The sequence below is a fragment of the Agrobacterium sp. 22-223-1 genome (assembly GCF_053522385.1).
Genome location: NZ_JBNWCN010000004.1, coordinates 223935 through 244260 on the forward strand (window position 1 = coordinate 223935; position 20326 = coordinate 244260).

Annotated in this window: 17 protein-coding genes; 9 read left to right on the top strand and 8 right to left on the bottom strand. The window is 59.8% G+C overall.

What is annotated here, in order from left to right:
• Nucleotides 1-170 precede the first annotated feature (170 nt).
• Genes ACQZ60_RS18540 through ACQZ60_RS18560 form a run of 5 tightly spaced genes read left to right on the top strand, consistent with a single transcriptional unit; the run spans nucleotide 171 to nucleotide 5192 of the window.
• Nucleotides 171-914 carry an amino acid ABC transporter permease gene (locus ACQZ60_RS18540; protein ID WP_448735842.1) on the top strand — a complete coding sequence of 248 codons (744 nt, stop codon included), beginning with the start codon at nucleotides 171-173 and terminating at the stop codon, nucleotides 912-914.
• On the top strand, nucleotides 911-1693 hold the full coding sequence (locus ACQZ60_RS18545) for an amino acid ABC transporter permease (protein WP_059753232.1): 783 nt from the start codon (nucleotides 911-913) through the stop codon (nucleotides 1691-1693). The genes ACQZ60_RS18540 and ACQZ60_RS18545 overlap by 4 nt, the downstream gene beginning before the upstream one ends.
• A gap of 12 nt (nucleotides 1694-1705) precedes the next feature.
• A complete protein-coding gene (locus ACQZ60_RS18550; protein ID WP_020813292.1) occupies nucleotides 1706-2506 on the top strand; it encodes an amino acid ABC transporter ATP-binding protein in 801 nt (266 codons plus the stop codon).
• 4 nt (nucleotides 2507-2510) lie between these two features.
• A complete protein-coding gene (locus ACQZ60_RS18555; protein WP_448735843.1) occupies nucleotides 2511-3857 on the top strand; it encodes an MmgE/PrpD family protein in 1347 nt (448 codons plus the stop codon).
• Between the two features lie 18 nt (nucleotides 3858-3875).
• A complete protein-coding gene (locus ACQZ60_RS18560) occupies nucleotides 3876-5192 on the top strand; it encodes an LLM class flavin-dependent oxidoreductase (protein WP_020813290.1) in 1317 nt (438 codons plus the stop codon).
• Between the two features lie 83 nt (nucleotides 5193-5275).
• Here ACQZ60_RS18560 and ACQZ60_RS18565 read toward each other — a convergent pair whose 3' ends face one another.
• Nucleotides 5276-7012, bottom strand: coding sequence for a methyl-accepting chemotaxis protein (locus ACQZ60_RS18565; protein ID WP_448735844.1), 1737 nt, complete (start codon nucleotides 7010-7012; stop codon nucleotides 5276-5278).
• Between the two features lie 318 nt (nucleotides 7013-7330).
• Between ACQZ60_RS18565 and ACQZ60_RS18570 the strand changes: the two genes are divergently transcribed.
• Complete coding sequence (locus tag ACQZ60_RS18570; RefSeq protein WP_448735845.1) at nucleotides 7331-8584, top strand: NAD(P)/FAD-dependent oxidoreductase; 1254 nt, start codon at nucleotides 7331-7333, stop codon at nucleotides 8582-8584.
• Nucleotides 8585-8600: 16 nt separating this feature from the next.
• Here the strand turns inward: ACQZ60_RS18570 and ACQZ60_RS18575 are convergent, their stop codons facing one another.
• Both ACQZ60_RS18575 and ACQZ60_RS18580 read right to left on the bottom strand, forming a co-directional pair.
• Nucleotides 8601-9134 carry a hypothetical protein gene (locus ACQZ60_RS18575; RefSeq protein WP_031234527.1) on the bottom strand — a complete coding sequence of 178 codons (534 nt, stop codon included), beginning with the start codon at nucleotides 9132-9134 and terminating at the stop codon, nucleotides 8601-8603.
• A 69-nt stretch (nucleotides 9135-9203) separates the two neighbouring features.
• Entirely contained in the window at nucleotides 9204-9428 is a 225-nt protein-coding gene (locus ACQZ60_RS18580) for an aa3-type cytochrome c oxidase subunit IV (protein WP_003524572.1), read from the bottom strand.
• A 415-nt stretch (nucleotides 9429-9843) separates the two neighbouring features.
• On the opposite strand from ACQZ60_RS18580, the gene ACQZ60_RS18585 reads away from it, so the two are divergent.
• Nucleotides 9844-10383: a TRAP transporter small permease subunit gene (locus tag ACQZ60_RS18585; protein ID WP_020813285.1), complete on the top strand. Its 540-nt coding sequence runs from the start codon at nucleotides 9844-9846 to the stop codon at nucleotides 10381-10383.
• A gap of 32 nt (nucleotides 10384-10415) precedes the next feature.
• Nucleotides 10416-11885, top strand: coding sequence for a TRAP transporter large permease (locus ACQZ60_RS18590; RefSeq protein ID WP_020813284.1), 1470 nt, complete (start codon nucleotides 10416-10418; stop codon nucleotides 11883-11885).
• 384 nt (nucleotides 11886-12269) lie between these two features.
• Here the strand turns inward: ACQZ60_RS18590 and ACQZ60_RS18595 are convergent, their stop codons facing one another.
• A complete protein-coding gene (locus ACQZ60_RS18595; RefSeq protein ID WP_003524575.1) occupies nucleotides 12270-13367 on the bottom strand; it encodes a TRAP transporter substrate-binding protein in 1098 nt (365 codons plus the stop codon).
• A gap of 304 nt (nucleotides 13368-13671) precedes the next feature.
• Between ACQZ60_RS18595 and ACQZ60_RS18600 the strand changes: the two genes are divergently transcribed.
• Nucleotides 13672-14427 carry a gamma-glutamyl-gamma-aminobutyrate hydrolase family protein gene (locus ACQZ60_RS18600; protein ID WP_020813283.1) on the top strand — a complete coding sequence of 252 codons (756 nt, stop codon included), beginning with the start codon at nucleotides 13672-13674 and terminating at the stop codon, nucleotides 14425-14427.
• An 81-nt stretch (nucleotides 14428-14508) separates the two neighbouring features.
• Here ACQZ60_RS18600 and ACQZ60_RS18605 read toward each other — a convergent pair whose 3' ends face one another.
• From ACQZ60_RS18605 to ACQZ60_RS18620, 4 genes are all read right to left on the bottom strand, one after another.
• Entirely contained in the window at nucleotides 14509-15540 is a 1032-nt protein-coding gene (locus ACQZ60_RS18605; RefSeq protein WP_003524582.1) for an ABC transporter permease, read from the bottom strand.
• Between the two features lie 32 nt (nucleotides 15541-15572).
• The gene (locus ACQZ60_RS18610; RefSeq protein ID WP_020813282.1) at nucleotides 15573-17114 is read right to left on the bottom strand and encodes a sugar ABC transporter ATP-binding protein; all 1542 of its coding nucleotides are present in this window, start codon (nucleotides 17112-17114) and stop codon (nucleotides 15573-15575) included.
• A gap of 239 nt (nucleotides 17115-17353) precedes the next feature.
• Complete coding sequence (locus tag ACQZ60_RS18615) at nucleotides 17354-18283, bottom strand: sugar ABC transporter substrate-binding protein (protein WP_020813281.1); 930 nt, start codon at nucleotides 18281-18283, stop codon at nucleotides 17354-17356.
• A 517-nt stretch (nucleotides 18284-18800) separates the two neighbouring features.
• Entirely contained in the window at nucleotides 18801-20243 is a 1443-nt protein-coding gene (locus tag ACQZ60_RS18620; RefSeq protein WP_448735846.1) for a M20 family metallopeptidase, read from the bottom strand.
• Between the last annotated feature and the right edge of the window lie 83 nt (nucleotides 20244-20326).

Genomic DNA, 20326 nt, shown 5'->3' on the forward strand with positions numbered 1-20326 from the left:
TTGCCTGTCCTCACCGCAGGGTGAGGATGATGCCGAACAGGCGGAGTGATTTCCTATGACCATCAGGAACGGCCGGTTTCGCCCGCCGTTCTTTTCTGCTTTAAAGCAAGACAGGTCATTCTGGCGCCGCCTGCAGGGCGGCGCACCCGCGACAACAGCATGGATTTCCGATGCAGGATGGATTTATAGCGCGCTTCATAGAACTGGCCGCGCATCTCGGCCTCAACTATGACTTTCTGAACAGCGGTTACGAGGTTCAGATCTGGCTCGACGGCATGAAGATGACGTTGATCCTCGTCGCCGTCACTTTGCCGCTCAGCCTCGTCTTCGGCTTCATTTTCGCGGCCATGCTGACATCGGGCAAGGTCTGGCTTGCCGGCCCCGTGCGCGCCTATGTGGAACTGACGCGCAACACGCCGACGCTGGTGCAGCTGATGTGCGGTTTCCTCGTGCTCAACATGCTGATTTCCAATGCGCTGGGCGGCGCGCAGAACAATCCGCTGACACCCTTCTTCTGGGTCGTCGCCATTACCGGCCTGCACATTGCCGCTTTCCACGCGGAAGCGTTGCGCGGCGGTATCGAGGCGGTGCCGGCCACCACCATCGAGGCGGCGCGCGCGATCGGTTTCAGCTCCTTCGAGATTTTACGCTATGTGGAGTTTCCGCTGGCCATCCGCACGGCGCTGCCCTCCATCATCAACAACCTCGTCAATCTGGTGAAGCTCACCACGGTCGGCTCTGCAATTGCGGTGGGTGAAATCACCTATGCCTCGATCCTGATCTGGACGCAGCGCGACAATGTGGTCGAGCTGATGATCGTCATCCTGATCTTCTTCAGTGTCATCAATTTCATCGTCGCAAGGGCCGGTCTGTGGCTTGAACGGCGTCTTGCAGTCCCGGGGTTCGGTCAATGAGTGCGGTGGTCTCTCCAACACAGGCGGTGAAGAAGCCGCCCTTCGGCACCATTCTGCTGCTCGGCGTGCTGATATCAGTCATTCTGTGGCTGATCCTCGATCCCTCGCTCGGCCAGGTGCTGCTGCAATGGCTGCCCTATCTGGCCAAGGGTTTTGCCATGAACGTGCTGATCAGCATCCTTGCGATTGCCATCGGCACCTTCATCGGCGTCCTGCTCGGCATCATGGAGCTTGCGCCCTACCGCCTCGTGCGGGCGCCGGCGCTGACCTATGTGCAGATATTCCGCAACGCCCCGCATCTGGTGCTGATCTTTGCCGCGACCTACATCTTCCCCTTCGAGATCGTCGCCTTCGGCAACTACATTCCATTCCCGGACTGGATCAAGGCCGTCGTCGGTCTCGCCATTCCGGCCAGTGCCCATATCGCCGAAATCACCCGCGGCGCCATCCAGTCGATTCCGACGGCGCAATGGGAAGCGGCGCAGGGGCTGGGCTTTTCGCGCAACCAGACACTGCGCTGGATCATCCTGCCGCAATGCGTGAAGCGTTCGCTGCCGCCATGGATGAACCTTTATGCGTCGATCACCATGGGTACGGCGCTCGCCTCGCTGGTCGGCGTGCATGAACTTCTGCACGCCGCGACGGACGCCAGCACCGCCGTGCAGCGCAACGATTTCACCGTCGTGGTCTACCTCACCGTTCTGATGGCGTTCTTCCTGTTCTGCTATCCCGTCTCCCGTTTCACGCAGCGCCTCGAGCGGCGCTTCGCTTCCCGCTGATTGGAACAAGCCATGTCCGCACCCGCACCACAAACCGCCGCAAAAGCTCTGGTCGAACTGGAAGGCATACACCTGTCCTTCGGTGACAATCAGGTCCTGAAGGGCATCGACCTCACGGTGAACAAGGGCGACGCCGTCTCCATCATCGGCCCTTCCGGCTCCGGCAAGTCCACCATCCTGCGCTGCATCAACGGCCTGCTCATTCCGCAATCGGGCAAGATCACCGTTGGTGGCACGCGAGTGGACCAGCTGAAGACCGAGGCTGAGCGCATTGCGCTGCGCAAGCGCATCGGCATCGTTTTCCAGCAGTTCAACCTCTTCCCGCATCTGACGGTGATGGAAAACATCACCATCGCACCGATCAAGATTCTCGGCACGCCGAAGGCTGAAGCCGAGCGCCATGCCCGCGAATTGCTGGAAAAGGTCCGTCTTTCCCAGAAGGTCGATGCCTATCCCGGCCAGCTTTCCGGCGGCCAGCAGCAGCGCGTGGCGATTGCGCGCGCGCTTGCCATGCGGCCGGAACTGGTGCTGTTCGATGAGGTCACCTCCGCGCTCGACCCCGAAACCGTGGGCGAAGTGCTCGCCGTCATTCGCGATCTCGTCAATGACGGCATGACCAGCATTCTCGTCACGCATGAAATGCGTTTTGCCGAAGAAATCAGCGACAATATCGTCTTCACCGAAAACGGCCTGATCGTCGATCAGGGCACGCCGGAGCACATCTTCTACAAGTCGACCAATCCGCGCATCAACGCCTTCGTCAAGGGTCTCGGTGGGCAGGTGGCGCGGGTCAATGACGGCGAAGGGATCTGATGCCATGACCGCCGACGAAAAACTCACCCTTCATCTCGCCGAAGCGATTGCCGCCTCCGATCCCCTGCGTGACGAGGATGCTGTGGCCATCGCCCGCACGGCGCTCATCGATTTTTTCGCCTGCGTGCTGGGGGGCGCTGCCGACAGAAGCACGAAAATCCTGATCGACAGCTTTACACCGGGCGCGACAGGCACGGCGGGCATTATCGGCCACGATCTGCGCACGGATGCCTTTACCGCCGCCCTCATCAACGGTCACGCCGGGCATGTGCTTGACTATGACGATGTCCATGGCAGCGTGCGCGGCCACCCGACCGTTGCCATCATTCCCGCTTTGCTGGCTATCGCGGTCGAAGAAGGCTCCACGGCCGATGCCTTCATCGCCGCCTATATCGTCGGGCTGGAAACGATGGCGCGGCTTGGCCTGTCGCTCGGAACGAAGCATTACGAAAACGGCTTCCACGCCACCGCCACGCTCGGCCCCATCGGGGCTGCGGCGGCGATTGCCCATCTCCTGAAATTCGATCCGCAGACAACAGCCGTTGCGCTCGGCCTTGCCGCCACGCAATCGGCCGGGCTTCGCCTGCAATTCGGGTTTGATGCCAAACCGCTGCATGCCGGGCTCGCCACGCGCGCCGGCCTCACCGCCGCGCGGCTGGCGCGATCAGGTTTTCAGGGCGCTCCGGATTTTCTGGAAAACCCCATCGGTTTTTATTCCGCCTACGCCTTCGGCGCCGAGCAACCGAAACGTGTTCTCTCCGGCTGGGGCGCACCCTGGCAGATCGTCTCGCCCGGCCTCACCCTCAAGGCCTTTCCCTGCTGCACCGCCAGCCATCCCGTTGCCGTCGGCGCGCTGGCGCTGCGCAACAGCAATAATCTGACGCCGGACGAGATCGAAACGGTCACCATCACCTTCCCGCCGGGCGGCGATGCCGCCCTCGTCGGACCGGCCACGCCCACGACCGGCATCGACGCGCGCTTCAGCGCCGAATATGTCTTTGCCGCAGCGCTGACGGATGGAGCGCTCGGTATCGGCCATTTCGATGAGCGCCAGACGCGCGCCGATCTGCTTGCCCTTTCCGCCAAAGTCTCGCGCCGGCATGACGAGACCGCCCGCCGCCTCTCTCCCGATCCGACCACCCGGTTCGTGGTCATCGACGTGACGAAGAAGGACGGCACGGTGCTGTCGCGCCGTGTCGACGGCCTTCCTGGCATCGATGACCCGACCGAAAAATTTGCCGATGCGACCGGCGGCAATGAGAAATTCGCCGGCATTCCGGCACTGGTGCGGTCCATGAAAACCGCAGCCGACCTCAGGAAGCTCGAAACGCTTCTGGTATCGCAAATATAACTCGACCGACATGAAGGCATGATCCCCATGACCACCACGACACGCAAAAGACAGATGCATCTCGGCCTTTTCCTGCAGGGCGCCGGGCACCACGTTTCCGGCTGGCGTCACCCCGATGCCGAAGCCGGCAGCGAAAATTTCGATCTGCTCACCCGTGTGACGAAAATGGCCGAAGCAGCGAAGTTCGACATGGTATTCCTCGCCGACGGCCTGACCAGCGGCGTCGACGCCCACCCCTCGATGATCGCGCGTTTCGAGCCGCTGACCCTGCTGGCAGCCCTTGCCATGGTCACCGACAAGATCGGGCTGGCCGCCACCGCCTCCACCACCTATGGCGAGCCCTACCACACCGCCCGCGCCTTCGCTTCCATCGATCATCTGAGCCACGGCCGCGCGGCGTGGAACATCGTCACCACCTCCTATGCCCGCACGGCGGCTAATTTTTCCAAGGACCATCCCGAGCATGACGAACGTTATGCGGTGGCGGAAGAATATGTGAATGTCGTTCGCGGCCTGTGGGACAGCTGGGATGACGACGCCTTCGTCAAGGACAAGCAGGCGGGCCGCTACGTCGATCCGGAAAAGGTCCATATCCTCAACCACGAAGGCAAATATTTCACGGTCAAGGGACCGCTCAATATTCCGCGTTCGCCGCAGGGCCACCCGGTTCTCATCCAGGCCGGATCTTCCGGTCCGGGGCAGGATCTCGCCGCCCGCACCGCCGATATCGTCTTCACCGCCCAGCAGGCGATTTCCGAAGCGCAGGCCTTCTATACCAGCCTCAAGGCGCGCGTGGAGAAGTTCGGCCGCGATCCGGCCAGCGTCGCCGTGATGCCCGGCTTCATGCCGATCATCGGCAGGAGCTTCGAAGAGGCCGGCGAAAAGCTGAAGGAACTGAACCGCTGGACGGACATCAAGAGCGCCATGCCGCTGCTTGAAGAACGCATCGGCCACAGCCTCACTGATTACGATCTCGACGGTCCGCTGCCGGACCTGCCGATTTCCGACCAGCTGCGCAGCCGCGCCGAACTTCTGACCGAACTGGCGCGCCGCGAAAAGCTGACGATCCGGGAGCTTGCGCTGCGTGTCGCAGCCGGCCGCGGCCACCATATCGTCATGGGCACGGCCAAAGACGTGGCCGACCGGATGCAGGAATGGTTCGAAAACGGCGCAGCCGACGGCTTCAACGTCATGCCGCCCTTCTTCCCCGGTGGGCTGGAGGAATTCAACCGCGAGGTCGTTCCGCTGCTGCAGGAGCGCGGCCTGTTCCGCAAGGACTACGAAGGCTCGACGCTGCGCGACCATCTCGGTATCGAACGACCGGCGCTGCGGTGACAAAGCCATGCGGATGCCCGTTCAAAGGCATCCGCATCCACTGAACCTCATTTTCAAGCTGAAGCGGGCCTGAGCCCGCTCCTTTACGCGGCCGCCCGTGCCGACGTCTGGTCGCGCCGGGTGGTATTCGAAGTATCCGGGCGAGTGGACGATCCGTCTTCCCGCTGCACCGTACGGCGGTTCAGCTTGAACAGGCTGACAAGCTGCGCCAGCGCATCCGCGCCCTGCGCCAGCGTCGTGCTGATCACCGTGGTACGGGCGCTCATCGCGGCGTTTTCCTGTGTCATCCGGTCGAGCCGGTTGACCGCCTTGTTGATCTCGCTGATGCCGACGGCCTGCTCGTCCGCCGCTTTGGCGATCATGTCGACATTGCCGTCAATGTGCCTGACCAGCGCGTCGATCTGCTTCAGCGCTTCCCCGGTTTCGCCCACCAGCCTGACGCCTTCCAGAACCTCGGTGCCGGAATTGTTGATCAGCGCCTTGATTTCCTTCGCGGCATTGGCGGAACGCTGCGCCAGCTCGCGCACTTCCTGTGCCACCACCGCAAAACCCTTGCCCGCCTCGCCCGCACGTGCAGCTTCCACGCCGGCATTCAGCGCCAGCAGGTTCGTCTGGAAGGCGATTTCGTCGATCACACCGATGATCTGGCTGATTTCCCGCGAAGCCGTCTCGATACGCTGCATGGCATCGACGGTCCGCTCCACGACCTCGGTGGAGGCCACGGTGGATGTCCGCGCGCTCTGAACGAGCTTGCGCGTCTCTTTCATGTTTTCTGTCGACGAACGGACCGTCGCGGTGATTTCTTCGAGTGCTGCCGAAGTCTCCTCGAGCGCCACCGCCTGCTCACGCGAACGTTCGGCGAGATTGACGGAGGCTTCGCTGACTTCCTGGCTGCTGCGGGTCAGGTCTCCGGTCTGCCCGAGAACGTTTTCCAGCGTCTTCTGGAATTCAGCGATGGATTTATTGAAATCGCAACGCAGCCGTTCGAACTCGCCGACGAAAGGTTTGTCCAGCGTAATACGGATGTTGCATTGAGAAAGCCGCTCGAGCGCAGCACCAAGTTCCTCGACCGCATGCATCCGGTCCGTCACATCGAAAGCGAATTTCACTACCTTGAAGACGCGGCCCCGATCATCGATGATCGGATTATAGGAGGCCTGAATGAAGACGCGTTTGCCATCCTTGCCAAGACGCATGAACTGCCCCGTCGAGAAATGGCCCTTTCCGAGTTCCTTCCAGAAATCCCGATAGTCCTGGGACTGGACATAGGCCGGCTCGCAGAACATCGAATGATGTTTGCCGATGATGTCTTCCGCCGTGTAACCGAGCGTCGAGAGGAAATTTTCGTTGGCGCTGAGGATTTTTCCGTCCGGCGTAAATTCGATCATGGCCTGCGCGCGGGAGAGCGCCGCCAGTTTCCCGTCATCCTCGGCGCTCTTGCGCTTGATCGAGGTGATGTCGGTTGCAATCTTGACCACCTTGTAGGGTTTACCGAAACGGAACACCGGATTGTAGGAAGCTTCGATCCAGATTTCGTCGCCATTCTTGGCCCGACGTCGATACTGACCCTGATCGTATTCGCCACGCGACAGCTTCGCCCAGAAGCTCTTGTATTCGGGCGAGGCCGCATCTTCGGGAGACAGGAACATGCTGTGAGTACGCCCAACGATTTCAGACTGCTGATAGCCGACGGCCTTGCAGAAATTATCGTTCGCTTTCAAAATCTTGCCGGTCAGATCGAACTCGATGATGGCCTGTGAGCGGCTCAGCGCATCAAGCACCGCGGAAGCATCCAGACCGAGTTTGGAAAAGTGAGACATCTTTTTGAACCCTCAAACAGTAATCCATATGCAGACCTGCTTCACCCTCGAAATATAGAGATGAAAAACGGTCGGCCCGCCTGCACGCGAAACTAGCCGGACACCGTTAAATTGCGATTAATAATGAACTATAACTATTGATCCGGAGCCTCAATCGACTGCCGATATGCTTCATCGCGAATATATTCGCCTTGTCTATTTCGGACCGCTTATTTGCCACAGTGCTGATATTTCTGCGCCGGCAATACGATACGGCCTTTCATCGGGGCGGCATTCATTGTTATGCGGGGTTGAAAGATTTGTGTTGCAGGAGCGCCGATGACCAAAACCCTGAAATGCGATGTGCTGGTGATCGGCACCGGCATTATCGGTTCCATGGCGGCGCTTTATCTGCAGAATGCCGGACGCGAGGTGGTGCTGCTGGAGCGCGGCGAGGTTGCCCGGGGCGCGAGTTCCGGCAATGCCGGCATTCTGGCCTTCCCCGAAATCATCCCCATTCCGGCTCCCGGCATCATGAAAAAAGCGCCGCGCTGGCTGTTCGATCCGCTCGGCCCGCTCAGTGTGCCGCCCGCCTATGCGGCAAAGATCGCACCCTGGCTGTGGCGTTTCTGGCGCGCGAGCGCCGAGCGCAACTTTCGCCATGGGCTGAAGTCACTCACCGACATCAACCGGCTGGCTGCCGTGGAAATGGCCCATGTCGCGGCGATGCCGGAACTTTCGCATCTCGTTTCGAAAACCGGCACGCTCGATCTTTATGACAGCGAGGCAAGCCTCAATGCCGCCCGCAGGGACTGGGACGAAAAGGAAAGCGCCGGTTTCACCTTTCAGCGCGTCGGCCGCCCTGAAATCGAGGAACTGCAGCCGGGTCTCGCGCCGCAGTTCCGCCATGCCATGTTTTCACCGGATGGCCTGCAGGTCTCCGACCCTTACGATTTCACCCGCGCCATTTTCGATCTGGTAATCGCCCGCGGCGCCAGCCTGCGCAAAGGCGAGGCCGAACGCATCGACGCCGTCGGCGAAAGTACGATCGTGACGCTGGAAAATGGCGACAAGATCGATGCCGACAAAGTGGTGATCGCCTGCGGCGCCTGGTCGAGAAAACTTGCCGCTACGCTTGGCAACATCGTGCCGCTAGAAACCGAACGTGGTTACAATACCACGCTTTCCCCTGAGGCTTTCAACCTCACACGCCAGCTTTATTTCAACGACCATGGCTTCGTCGTCACCCCGCTATCGACGGGCATCCGCATTGGCGGCGCGGTCGAACTCGGCGGGCTGGAACTGAAGCCGAATTTCCGCCGTGCGGAAGCCATGCTGAAGAAAGCAGGACGTTTCCTGCCCGGCCTCAAACTGGAAGGCGGGAAACAATGGATGGGGTTCCGCCCGTCCATGCCGGACTGTCTTCCCGTCATCGGCACGGCACGCGCCACGCCCTCCGTCATCTATGCCTTCGGCCATGGCCATCTGGGGCTGACACAATCGGCAGCAACCGCCCGTCTGGTGATGCAACTGGCCAGCGGCGAGGAGACGGAAATCTCGGTCGATCCTTTCCGGCCGGGACGTTTTTCCTGAGTTCAGGAAGACGGAGCTATTTCACCGGCTGCATGGAATCGTCGGGAAACACCACCTCGGCGAAGGACGGATAGACCTTGCGCAGGATGGTGACCTGCTGCTGGTCGCTTACCCGCAGCAAATACCAGTCGGCACCGTCCATCAGCGCCAGCGTATGGGATTTCGCCTCGATCGTCTGGCCACCGGTTTCCATGACCGTTTTCGTCGGAACAAGCGCATAGGGCGTTCCATCAGACGTTTGCGCAAGGCTGATCGCCTGCGTATCCATGGTGAACTCGGTTATCTTGACCGCCGCGAGCGCCATCTGCATCTGCGCAGTCAAGGCGCTGCGCAATTGCTCCACGGTAATACCCGCTTCGCCTGCGATGAATTCAAAGATTTTCGGCGGCACCGTCTTGCCGACGACATCGAAATCCTGTGCGCTCAAAGCCGTCTGAAATCGCTCTATCTGTGTGCGAAGACTGTCCTGCTCGGCAGGTGAGAGATCGCGTGACAAAGCGGGATGCGCAATCGCCACCAGCAGAAACAGACAATATAGCAGACGCTTCATGGCTTGGCCTTTCCGGTTATCCGGCATCGCCCGGTCCCCGCAACGGGAACCGCTCATGAACGGGATCGTTCAGCGCAGCAGGAAGAAACCCGCAGCCGACAGCACGACGAAGACGACCAGGCCACCAAGGAAGCCGGCGGTGGTGAAGAAACCCGCGACCATGGCCAGCATCAGCACGCACAGCATCATGGTGCCGTACTTCGTCAAGGCCAGAAAACCGTTATAGGTCTTTTCGTGCTCGGCATAGTTCATCTCGGCGCCGACTTCGACAGGACCCGTGTGGTGTTCGCTCATTCCGCTTCCCCTTGTGCTCCATCCGTCATGCCCGTTGTGCGGGAAAATCTGCCCGCGAACGATCACGGGCCCATGCCGGATTCTCCGTAGCCAGAGGTAACATGAAGTCGCCGAAAAGCGCAATGCGTTCTCAGTGAAAGAGCGGCAACGGCATGCATCGTTGCCGCTCAACCGGGCAAAACATGTCATAGGGCAACATTCTTTCGCAAACGGTTGAAAAGGGCGGTCCGCCAAGCCGTTTCATGGTGGTTTTGGTTGCTTTTCGAACCGCCTGACCATACACGGGATTCTGTGGGGAGGAACTCTGGAACCTGTGGCAGCGGAAGCACGTGGAGGCGTGGCCGCAGCAGGGGCGCCCGGCTTTGCTCTCCGCCATAAACCCGCAAAGGGCCCGAAAAGGGAAGAGGGGAAAGTTATGAAATCGCTTTTAAAACTAAGTGCGCTGATAGACCTTGCAAGCGAAGCTCTGGGCAAGGTTGCCGGTTATCTCGTGCTCATCTGCTGCCTCGTCAGCGCCGGCAATGCCATGGTCCGTTACGCCCTGAACTACAGTTCAAACGGCTGGCTGGAAATCCAGTGGTACATGTTCGCTTTCATCGTGCTGATCGGCGCATCCTACACGCTGCGCATGAATGAACATGTGCGAGTGGACATCATTTATGGCGCGATTTCACCGCGCAGCCGCATCTGGGTGGACATTATCGGCATCGTGCTGTTCCTGCTTCCCGGCTGCTTTTACCTCGCCTGGCTTTCCTGGCCCATGTTCACGCTATCCTGGCATCAGAGCGAAATGTCCTCCAATGCCGGCGGCCTCATCCGCTGGCCGGTGAAATTCATCATCTTCGCCGGTTTTGCCCTTCTGGTTCTTCAGGGTTTTTCCGAACTCATCAAGCGCATAGGCGCCCTCAACGGGCTTTATGCGCTCGATACGAAGTACGAAAAACCCCTGCAATGATCGCACCGATCTGAACCTTCAGGATATTTCCCATGTTCGAATATGGTATTCTTCCGCCACTGATGTTCCTCGGCATGATCATCTTCATGCTTTACGGATTTCCGGTTGCTTTCTCGCTCGCTACCGTCGGTCTCGTTTTCGGTGTCATCGGCATCTTCACGGAGCATTTTTCGCCGGCCTTTCTTCAGGCCCTGCCGCTGCGCATCTTCGGCATCGTCTCGAACGACCTTCTGCTCGCCATCCCCTTCTTCACCTTCATGGGCGCGATCCTCGAGCGATGCGGGCTTGCGGAGGATCTGCTTGAAGGGACGGGCAAGCTGTTCGGCGCCATTCCCGGCGGCCTCGCTTATGCCGTCATCATCGTCGGTGCGATCCTCGGTGCGATTACCGGCACGGTTGCGGCTTCGGTCATCACCATGGGCGTCATCTCGCTGCCGATCATGCTGAAATATGGTTACAACCCTCGGCTTGCCACCGGCGTCATCGCCGCATCGGGAACGATCACGCAGGTCATCCCGCCTTCGCTGGTGCTGATCGTGCTTGCCGACCAGCTCGGCAAATCCGTGGGCGACATGTATCTGGGCGCCATCGGCCCCTCGATCCTGCAGGTCGCCATCTTCATGCTCTTCATCCTGTTCATGTCGGTCGTGCGGCCGAAGGACCTGCCGGCGCTGCCGCCGGAAGCGCGGGGAGAACTCAACCGGGCGCTGGTGTTCCGCGTGCTGGCGGGCATGATCCCCTCTATCGTGCTGATCTTCCTCGTGCTCGGCACCATCTTCCTCGGCCTTGCAACACCCACCGAAGCCGGTGCGCTCGGGGTCGTGGGCGCCATGGCGCTGGCCGCCGCGCACCGCCGCCTTACCTGGGACCTCATCAAGCAGGGCATGCATTCCACCATGCATATCACCTCCATGGTGGTGTTCATTCTGGTCGGCGCCACCTGCTTCTCCCTCGTCTTTCAGGGCATGGACGGTTCGCTCTGGATCGAGCATATGCTGTCGGGCATTCCGGGCGGCCCCATCGGCTTCCTGATCTTCGTCAACATCTTCATCTTCTTTCTCGCCTTCTTCCTCGATTTCTTCGAAATCGCCTTCATCGTCATTCCGATGCTGGCGCCGATCGCCCAGTCGCTCGGCATCGACCTCATCTGGTTCGGCGTTCTGATCTGCATCAACATGCAGACGAGCTTCATGCATCCGCCCTTCGGATTTGCGCTGTTCTACCTGCGCTCCATCGCGCCGCGCACGGTCAAGACATCGGATATCTACATGGGCGCGATTCCCTGGCTCGGCATGCAGCTCATCCTGGTCGCCATTGTGATCTTCTGGCCGGAATCCGTCACCTACTGGCTGGACAAGGCGCCCGAAGTCGATCTGAATTCCATCAAGATCGAAGTGCCCGCCTTCGGCAATCAGGATGGCAACACCATGCCCAATTTCGGCCAGCCGGGTGGATTGCCGGGCATGCCGAATCTTGGCGAGCCCCCGAAGATCGGACCCTGATCGGCGTCTTGTAAGGACTGGGCGAAACGCTTATGATTGCGGAGTGGAAGACAGGGTTGCGCCCCTGCCTTCCGTTTATTCTCTTTAGAAATGGAACCGGACAGTCACTGACCAGCCTGTCCGGTTTTTCCTAATGACGAATGCAATGCTCAGCGTTTTCCACATCGCATCACCTCCACAGTTGAGAGCAAGGCCTTTGCCGAGGTCGGCGTGGCCAATCCCCGCCGACACTCCGGCTGGTCGCGGAGCCTGCTGCTTTTGCCCACAACGGAATTGATCGTAAATCATCCTTTGTTGTCGGATGCGTGAAGGCATGCGCGCACAACAAAAACCCCGGAGACCGAAATCCCCAGGGCCTTTGCTCGGTCCGCCGTCACCGAATAATCAGAGCTTGCCGTTACGCTGCTGGATCATCATGAAAGTATCGAACGTGTATTCCGCAAGCTGCATCCACAGATAACCTTCGCGCTTGAAGGCGACCTGATCCTCGTAGATCTTCTTGAAGTCCGGATTGGAGGCCGAAATATTGGCATAGACTTCCAGCGCGGCCTTGTAGCAGGCCTCGAGGATTTCCTGGCTGAACGGCCTCAGCACCGCACCTTCAGAGACGAGCTGCTTGATGGCGATCGGGTTTTTCGCGTCGTATTTCGCCATCATGCTGGTGTTGGCGAAGGCGCAGGCGTCCTGCAGTGCCGTCTGGTAGTTTTTCGGCAGGCTGTTCCACTTCTCCAGATTGACGAAGGAGTGGATGACCGGGCCACCTTCCCAGAATGCGGGATAATAGTAATATTTCGCCACCTTCTGGAAGCCGAGCTTGTGGTCGTCATAAGGACCGACCCATTCCGCCGCGTCGATGGTGCCTTTTTCCAGCGCCGGATAGATATCGCCGCCGGCGATCTGCTGCGGCACCACGCCGAGCTTTTCCACCACCTTACCGGCCAGACCGGCGATGCGCATCTTCACGCCCTTGAAATCGTCGACGGTGTTGATTTCCTTGCGGAACCAGCCGCCCATCTGCGCGCCGGTATTGCCCGAAATCATGCCGTAGAGATTGTGCTTGGCGTAAAACTCGTTGAGCAGCTTGTTGCCGTTGCCTTCATAGAACCATGAATTGGTCAGGCGGGCATTGAGGCCGAAAGGTATGGCCGTGCCGATGGCGAAGGTCGGGTCCTTGCCGACGTAATAATAGGAGCAGGTGTGGCACATTTCCACCGTACCGGATGATACGGCATCGGCCGCCTGCAGGCCGGGCACGATTTCGCCGGCGGCAAAGGGCTGGATGGTGAAATTGCCGTCGGTTGCGGCGGCGACATGCTTGGCAATATCTTCCGCGCCGCCATAGATCGTGTCGAGCGATTTCGGAAACGACGACGTCAGGCGCCAGTTGATCTTGGTATTCTGCTGTGCAATAGCGGGCGCGGCCAGCGCTGCCGTGGCAGCTCCCGCAAGCGCACCTTTTTTCATAAAGGAACGGCGATCCATCTATATCCTCCCAGATATGAACGCTGCCCGCAGCTTTGAATTCCCCTCGTTGCTGTTCAGGCATCGCAGCAAAGTAAGCACGGTTAAGGCCCGGCTGACAAGCACCCGCACCAAGAATTAATCGCGGAAAAACCGGCCTTTCCGGGAATTTTCGGAAACTCTGCTTCGTATTTTATTTTCAACTGAAATATCCCGGCATCGCCTTATACTTTAGGCGCATAAAGGATCGTCATAACGCAAAACGCATGCTTGACTTGGCCAGCCGGCAGTCGCACAAATTTCGAAGATTCGTCCCGGAGCCACCATGCCAAAACCCATTATCGCCGTTCCCGCCGACATCCGGCATTTCACCGGAGCCGACTGGCACGCCGCGCAGAACCAGTATGTTTCCGCCGCGCTGAAGGTGGCTGGTGTCATGTCCTTCATCGTCCCGGCCTTCGAAGACGGGAACGAGGTCGACGCCATTCTCGACCGGGTGGACGGCCTGCTCGTGTCCGGCTCCGCCACCAATGTGCATCCTGCCCTTTACGGAAAAGAGGCGCAGGAAAGCGACGGCCCGTTCGATCAGGCCCGCGACGCCACCAGCCTGCCGCTCATCCGCCGCGCCATCGAACGCGGCATCCCGATGCTGGCCATCTGCCGCGGCATTCAGGAGCTGAACGTCGCGCTGGGCGGCACGCTTGCGTCCGAAATTCAGGAGCAGCCCGGCATATGGGACCATCGCAAGCCGGAACATGACGACCGCGACGTGGCCTTCGCCATCCGCCAGCCGGTGCATGTGCGCGAAGGCTCCTGCATTGCACAGCATCTCGGCATGTCGGGTGAAATCCAGATCAATTCGCTGCATCGGCAGGCGATCGCCGAGACCGCGCCACGCCTGCAGGTGGAGGCGACAGCGGCGGACGGCACCATCGAGGCCGTTTCAGTCATCGACGCCAAGGGATTTGCCGTCGGCGTGCAATGGCATCCGGAATATTGGGCTGAGACCGACGCCCCGTCGCGCGCTTTGTTCGAGGCCTTCGGCAAGGCCGTCCACGATTATCGGAACAGCAAGGCATGAACCTTAGCTGATCCCCCTCGGCTCACAGGAACACAAAAAAGGGGCAAACCTGAAGGCCTGCCCCAAGTCTGGGAGGAGGATTTAGCGCTTTGCGCGTTTCTTCTGTCGGTAGACGTCGGCAACGACCGCGGCCACGATGATCAGGCCCTTGACGATTTCCTGATAATAGGCATCCACCCGGAGGAAGGTGAAGCCAGACGTCATGACACCGAGGATGATGGTGCCGATCACCGTTCCGGTGATGCGGCCTGCACCGCCGGCGAGCGATGTGCCGCCGATGACGGCTGCGGCGATGGCGTCGAGTTCATACATCACGCCCATGCCGGCCTGCGCCGTCTGTGCGCGGGCGGCGGTGACGACACCGGCGAGACCGGCGAGCAGGCCAGCGATGGCATAGACCTTGATCAGATGCGCCTCGATATTGATACCGGACACGCGTGCCGCCTGCTGGTTGGCGCCGATGGCATAGGTGAACTTGCCGTAGCGAGTGTAACGCAACGCCACGTGGAAGATGACAGCGACGACGAGGAACACCACAACCGGCCAGATGCCCGTGCCGATGAAGTTGAAACCGTCCGTCAGACCGGAGATCGGCTGACCCTTCGTATACCACTTGGAAAGACCACGCGCCGTCACCATCATGCCAAGCGTTGCGATGAAGGGCGGGATTTTGGTGCGGGCGATGAGTTGCCCGTTGATGAAGCCCGCAAGGGCACCAGCCAATATGCCGACGGCGAGCGGTATGAAGAAGGGCAGATCGGTCAACCCCGGATAAAGCGCCCGCGGCCATGTGGACGATTGCGCCACGCTGGCGGACAGCATCGCCGTCAGGCCGACGACGGAGCCGGAAGAGAGATCAATACCGCCGGTGATGATGACCTGCGTGACACCAACCGCGATGATGCCGATCACCGAGACCTGCAGGATCATGATCGTCAGGCGCTGCTGGTTCATTAGAAAGCTCTGGCCGATGAAAATCCAGCCGAGAATTTCGTAAACCAGCGCGATGCCGATCAGCACGAAAAAGATATTGGCCTCCGGCGGGATGCGCCGGTGCGGCTTGCGTCCGGATTTTGCGTCCAACTCTGTGTTGGCGGCGGCGTTCGTATTCATAGTCATTCCTCCTCGAGAAATCCCGACGCGCCTCACCGCGATGCGAGATCCATCACTTTAACCTGCGTGGCTTCACTTCTATCGAGGAAGCCCGTCACCCGACCTTCATGCATGACCATGACACGGTCGCTCATACCCAGAACCTCCGGCATTTCGGAGGAAATCATGATGACGGCGACGCCCTGGCGCGCCATCTCGCAAACCAGCTTGTGAATTTCCGCCTTGGCCCCGACATCGATGCCGCGTGTCGGCTCATCCAGAATGAGAATACGCGGCTTGGTCAGCATCCAGCGGCCGATCAGCACCTTTTGCTGGTTGCCGCCCGACAGGTTCTCGATGCGCTCGTAAAGATGCGGCGTCTTGACCCGGAGCTTGCGGCACATCTCCTCGCAGGCATCCGACAGCGCATTTTCCTGCACGAAGCCATTGGCGACATATTTGTCCTGCAGGACGGCGATCTGCATGTTCTCCAGAATATTCAGGATCAGCAGGCATCCCGTGTCCTTGCGATCCTCCGTCAGAAACGCCATGCGGTGACTGATGGCCTTCGTCGGGCTGTCGATCGAAACCGGCTTGCCGTCGATTGCAATCGTGCCCGAGGATGCGGGCGTTACACCGAACACCGTTTCCGCCACATTGGAGCGGCCCGATCCGACAAGGCCGGCAACGCCGAGAATTTCACCGGCGCGCACCTCGAAGGAAATGTCGTGGAAAACGCCGTCAAGCGTGAGATTCTTGACCGAAAACACCACGTCGCCGATCGGAACCTCTTCCTTTGGGAACATCTGGGTGATTTCACGGCCCACCATCATGCGGATGATGTCATCACGCGTTACATCGGTCGAGGCGTGGGTGCCGATATATTTGCCGTCGCGGAAAACCGAAAATTCATCGGCGATCTCGAACAGCTCGTTCATCTTGTGGGTGATGTAGACGATACCGATACCGCGTTCCCGGAGATCGCGGATGATGCGGAAGAGATGCTCGACCTCGCGCTCCGTCAACGCGGATGTCGGCTCGTCCATGATGAGAACGTCGGAATCATAGGAAACCGCCTTGGCGATCTCGACCATCTGGCGACTTGCCACCGAAAGCTCGCCGACGCGGGTTTCCGGGTCGAGATCGATGCCGAGTCTTTCCAGCAGCGTTTCGGTGCGGCGATACATTTCGCCATGGTCGATGAGGCCCAGCCGGTTCTTCGGCTCGCGTCGTATCCAGATGTTTTCCGCCACCGTCATATAGGCCATCAGGTTCAGTTCCTGATGGATCATGGCAATGCCGTTTTCCAGCGCATCGAGCGGGGAATCGAGACGTATGTCGGCGCCTTTCAGGCGAATTTCTCCACTGTCCGGCTGGTAGATGCCGGCCAGGATCTTCATCAGCGTCGATTTTCCGGCGCCATTCTCGCCCATCAGCGCATGCACGGTGCCGCGCTTCAGCTTGAACTGCACATCATCAAGCGCCACGACGCCGGGAAATTCCTTGCGTATGCCTTCCGCAGCGAGAAGATACTCCGCATTCGGCACGGCTCCGCTGGCGCGCACGGCGGCCATTGTCGATGGACTGACGACCATCTCATCCTCCACAATAGACAAAAATGACCGGAAACAGGCTTTGCCAGATGGCGCACCTTGCCTCCGGGGAGGCTTGCAGCGCCATGTCGATCACGACACGAAAGGCGCTGCAACACTTTGAATTCACTGAAATTCAATCGTAATCCGCTTGCGCACCGAAGCTTGTCTTCGGTGCCGTCGGAAACCGGCATCTGCCTCCAATATCGATCTGAACGGGCGCAGATGCCGGAAGGCGGCCGTTAGTTCTTGGCCACGTAGTCCTTGACGTTTTCAGGCGTGACGAGCTGGAAAGGAATGTAGACCTTCTTCTCCACCTTGTCGCCCTTGACGAGCTTCAGCGCGGCATCGAGAGCGCCCTTGCCCTGCCCTGCCGCATCCTGGAACACCGTCACATCCAGATCGCCCGCCTGCATCGCGGCAAGGGCGTCCTGCGTGGCGTCAACGCCGGCGACGACATGGCTCTTCATGTCCTTGCCTGCGGCCTTCAGGGCCTGGATCGCGCCAATCGCCATTTCATCGTTGTTGGCGATGACGGCATTGAATTCGATGCCGCTGGAGAGCCAGTTGGTCACAAGGTCGGAACCCTGCGTGCGCTGCCAGTTCGCGGTCTGCTCTTCAACAACCGAAATGCCCTTGCATTCGTCGGTCTTCAGAACGTCCTTGGCAGACTGCGTGCGCATGCGCGCCGCCTGATTGGAAAGCTCACCCATCATGATGACCGCATTGCCCTTGCCACCGAGAAGGCGGCAAACTTCTTTCGCTTCAAGCGTGCCGGCCACCGTCTCATCGGAGGCGACGAATGCCTGGCCGTCCGGCAGGCTATCGACGTTCACCGGCTGGCGGTTGACGTAAACCAGCGGAATCTTGGCGTCGGCGGCGAGCTTCGACATGGCCGCCGTCGCATCCGTATCAACCGGGTTGACGATTATCGCATCGACCTTGGACGCGATGAAATTCTGGATCTGGCTCTGCTGCTTGGCAACGTCGTTCTGGGCGTCCTCGACCTGCAGGGTCACGCCCTTCAGTTCCTTGGAATAATCCTGCATGCCGTTGCGCAGCACGGTCAGGAAGTTGTCGTCGAACAGCGCCATCGAGACGCCTACGGTCTCCGCATGCGCCGCCGTGCCCAGAAGCACAGACATGGCTGCGCCGATGATAAATTTCTTCATTGTTTTCTCCTCCTCGGTGTCCGGCGCCACCTCTCCCAGCCGGAGGCGAACCCGAGAGCCCGCCGCTACCTCCTCACAGCCAGAAAACGGAATAATGAAACCGATTTTCTGTCTGTTCGATATATTTATTCCATTTTTGGTCCGAACGTCAATGCTTTCTTCACGGCAGGGCGGCGAAGCGGCACACAAGGCGGTGATTAAGGAGGATTTCAGGAGGAAGGAGTTCCGGGGCGGACTGCCGGGAACCGTACTGATGCTTTTTCAACGTCGCCCCCGCCCGTCAGGCGAGGATCGATAAGCTGTTGAAATCATGGATCCTCGGGCCGAAACCGAGGATCACCAAGAATATGGCAAAGGGTCCGTTTTCAATGCCGGACCCGCAGACCCCGCCATTGGCAAGGCCACCGGCAGATCACATCTTTTCGCTTGCCGCGCCCATGTGAGGCACCATTCCACCGGCGAAAATACGCGATAAGGGAACGGGTTCAGCAGAATGGGCGTGTTGGTGCACCACGTTCTATCGATGGGAACCGGGCATGACATCGGCGGGAATCGGGCAGACATATTTGCTGCCCTCGGTCTTTTCCTGCCATTCCCTTTTGGCACTGGCGAGCAGTTCCGGCGAGGTCATCAGCGCAAAGCCGGTCGACGCGAGTGCTTTGGCGGCATGGGCCATGGCCTTGTGAGCGGCGGGGCTTTTGCCCTGCGCCACCACCTGCCAGGTATGCGGATTGGTGCCGATCGCCCAGGCGGGCGTCCAGCACTGTGCGGTTGGCGTCACCCAGCTGACATCACCGACATCGGTGGAACCCGCCCGGAAATGCGACTGGCCCTCGAAATCGCGCAAGCCGAGATGCAGGGGTGTCGATCCGTCGATCTTCCGGTTGGAAAAGACATCGCCCTTTATCTGGTAGAGCCTGATGCTGCTTTTGATCGCCTCGTCAGTGAAAGTGTCCTGAATGCGTTTGGCAAAAGCGATATCCGCCTCATCAAAGGCGATGGGGCCTAGCGCCACCATGTTTTCATGCATCGCCGTTTCCAGCGTGATGTTGGGCAGGAGATTGGTGGAGGCGGTATCGAAGACGATTTCCACCTCTGTTTCGGTCATCATCGCCGCGCCGCGCGCGACCTTATCCACCCGCGCGGCAAGATCGAGCGCCTGACGCATTTCCGGGGCGCGGATCAGGTAGAGCGCTTCGGCCTTCGCCTGCACCACATTCGCCGCCTTGCCGCCGGTATCGGTGATTGCATAATGCACCCGGCAATCCTGCGGCATGTGTTCGCGCAGGAAATTGACGCCGACATTCATCAATTCGACGGCATCGAGCGCCGAACGCCCTAGATGGGCAGCGTTGGAGGCATGGGCCGCAACACCCTTGAAACGGTAAAAATATTCCAGCACGGCCAGATTATTGGTCGAGCGCACGCCGTTGAAGGGCGCGGGGTGCCACGTCAGCGCCGCATCGACATCGTCGAACAGCCCGGCACGCACCATGAAGGTTTTGCCGGAACCGCCCTCCTCGCCGGGGCAGCCGTAATAACGCACGGTGCCGGGCAGATTATTGGCTTTCAGATGCCGGGCGAGCGCAATAGCGGCCATCAATGAGCCGACGCCAAGCAGGTTGTGGCCGCAGCCATGGCCGGTGGCGCCCGCCTCGCGCGGCTGCACCTCGGCCACGTCGGCCACCTGGCTCATGCCGGCCAGCGCATCGAATTCACCGAGAAAAGCAATGACCGGCTTGCCGCTGCCGAATTCGCCGATGAAGGCCGTCTCCATGCCTGCCACGCCACGGCGAACCGCAAAGCCATTTTCCTCGAGCGCGCCCGCCAGAACGCCGGCAGATTGCTGTTCCTCGAATTTGAGTTCGGCAAAATCCCAGATTCTGTCGCTCAAGGTGGTGAAATCGGGCTTCATCGTCTCGACTTCGGCGGCAATCGACATCACGGCGTCACGGTTCATGGCTTGTCCTCGCATTTCCGCCCTTTGCGGGCACGCGCAAGCGCTTCGGCGGGCGCACCGCCAAATTCCTGCGCTTAATATTG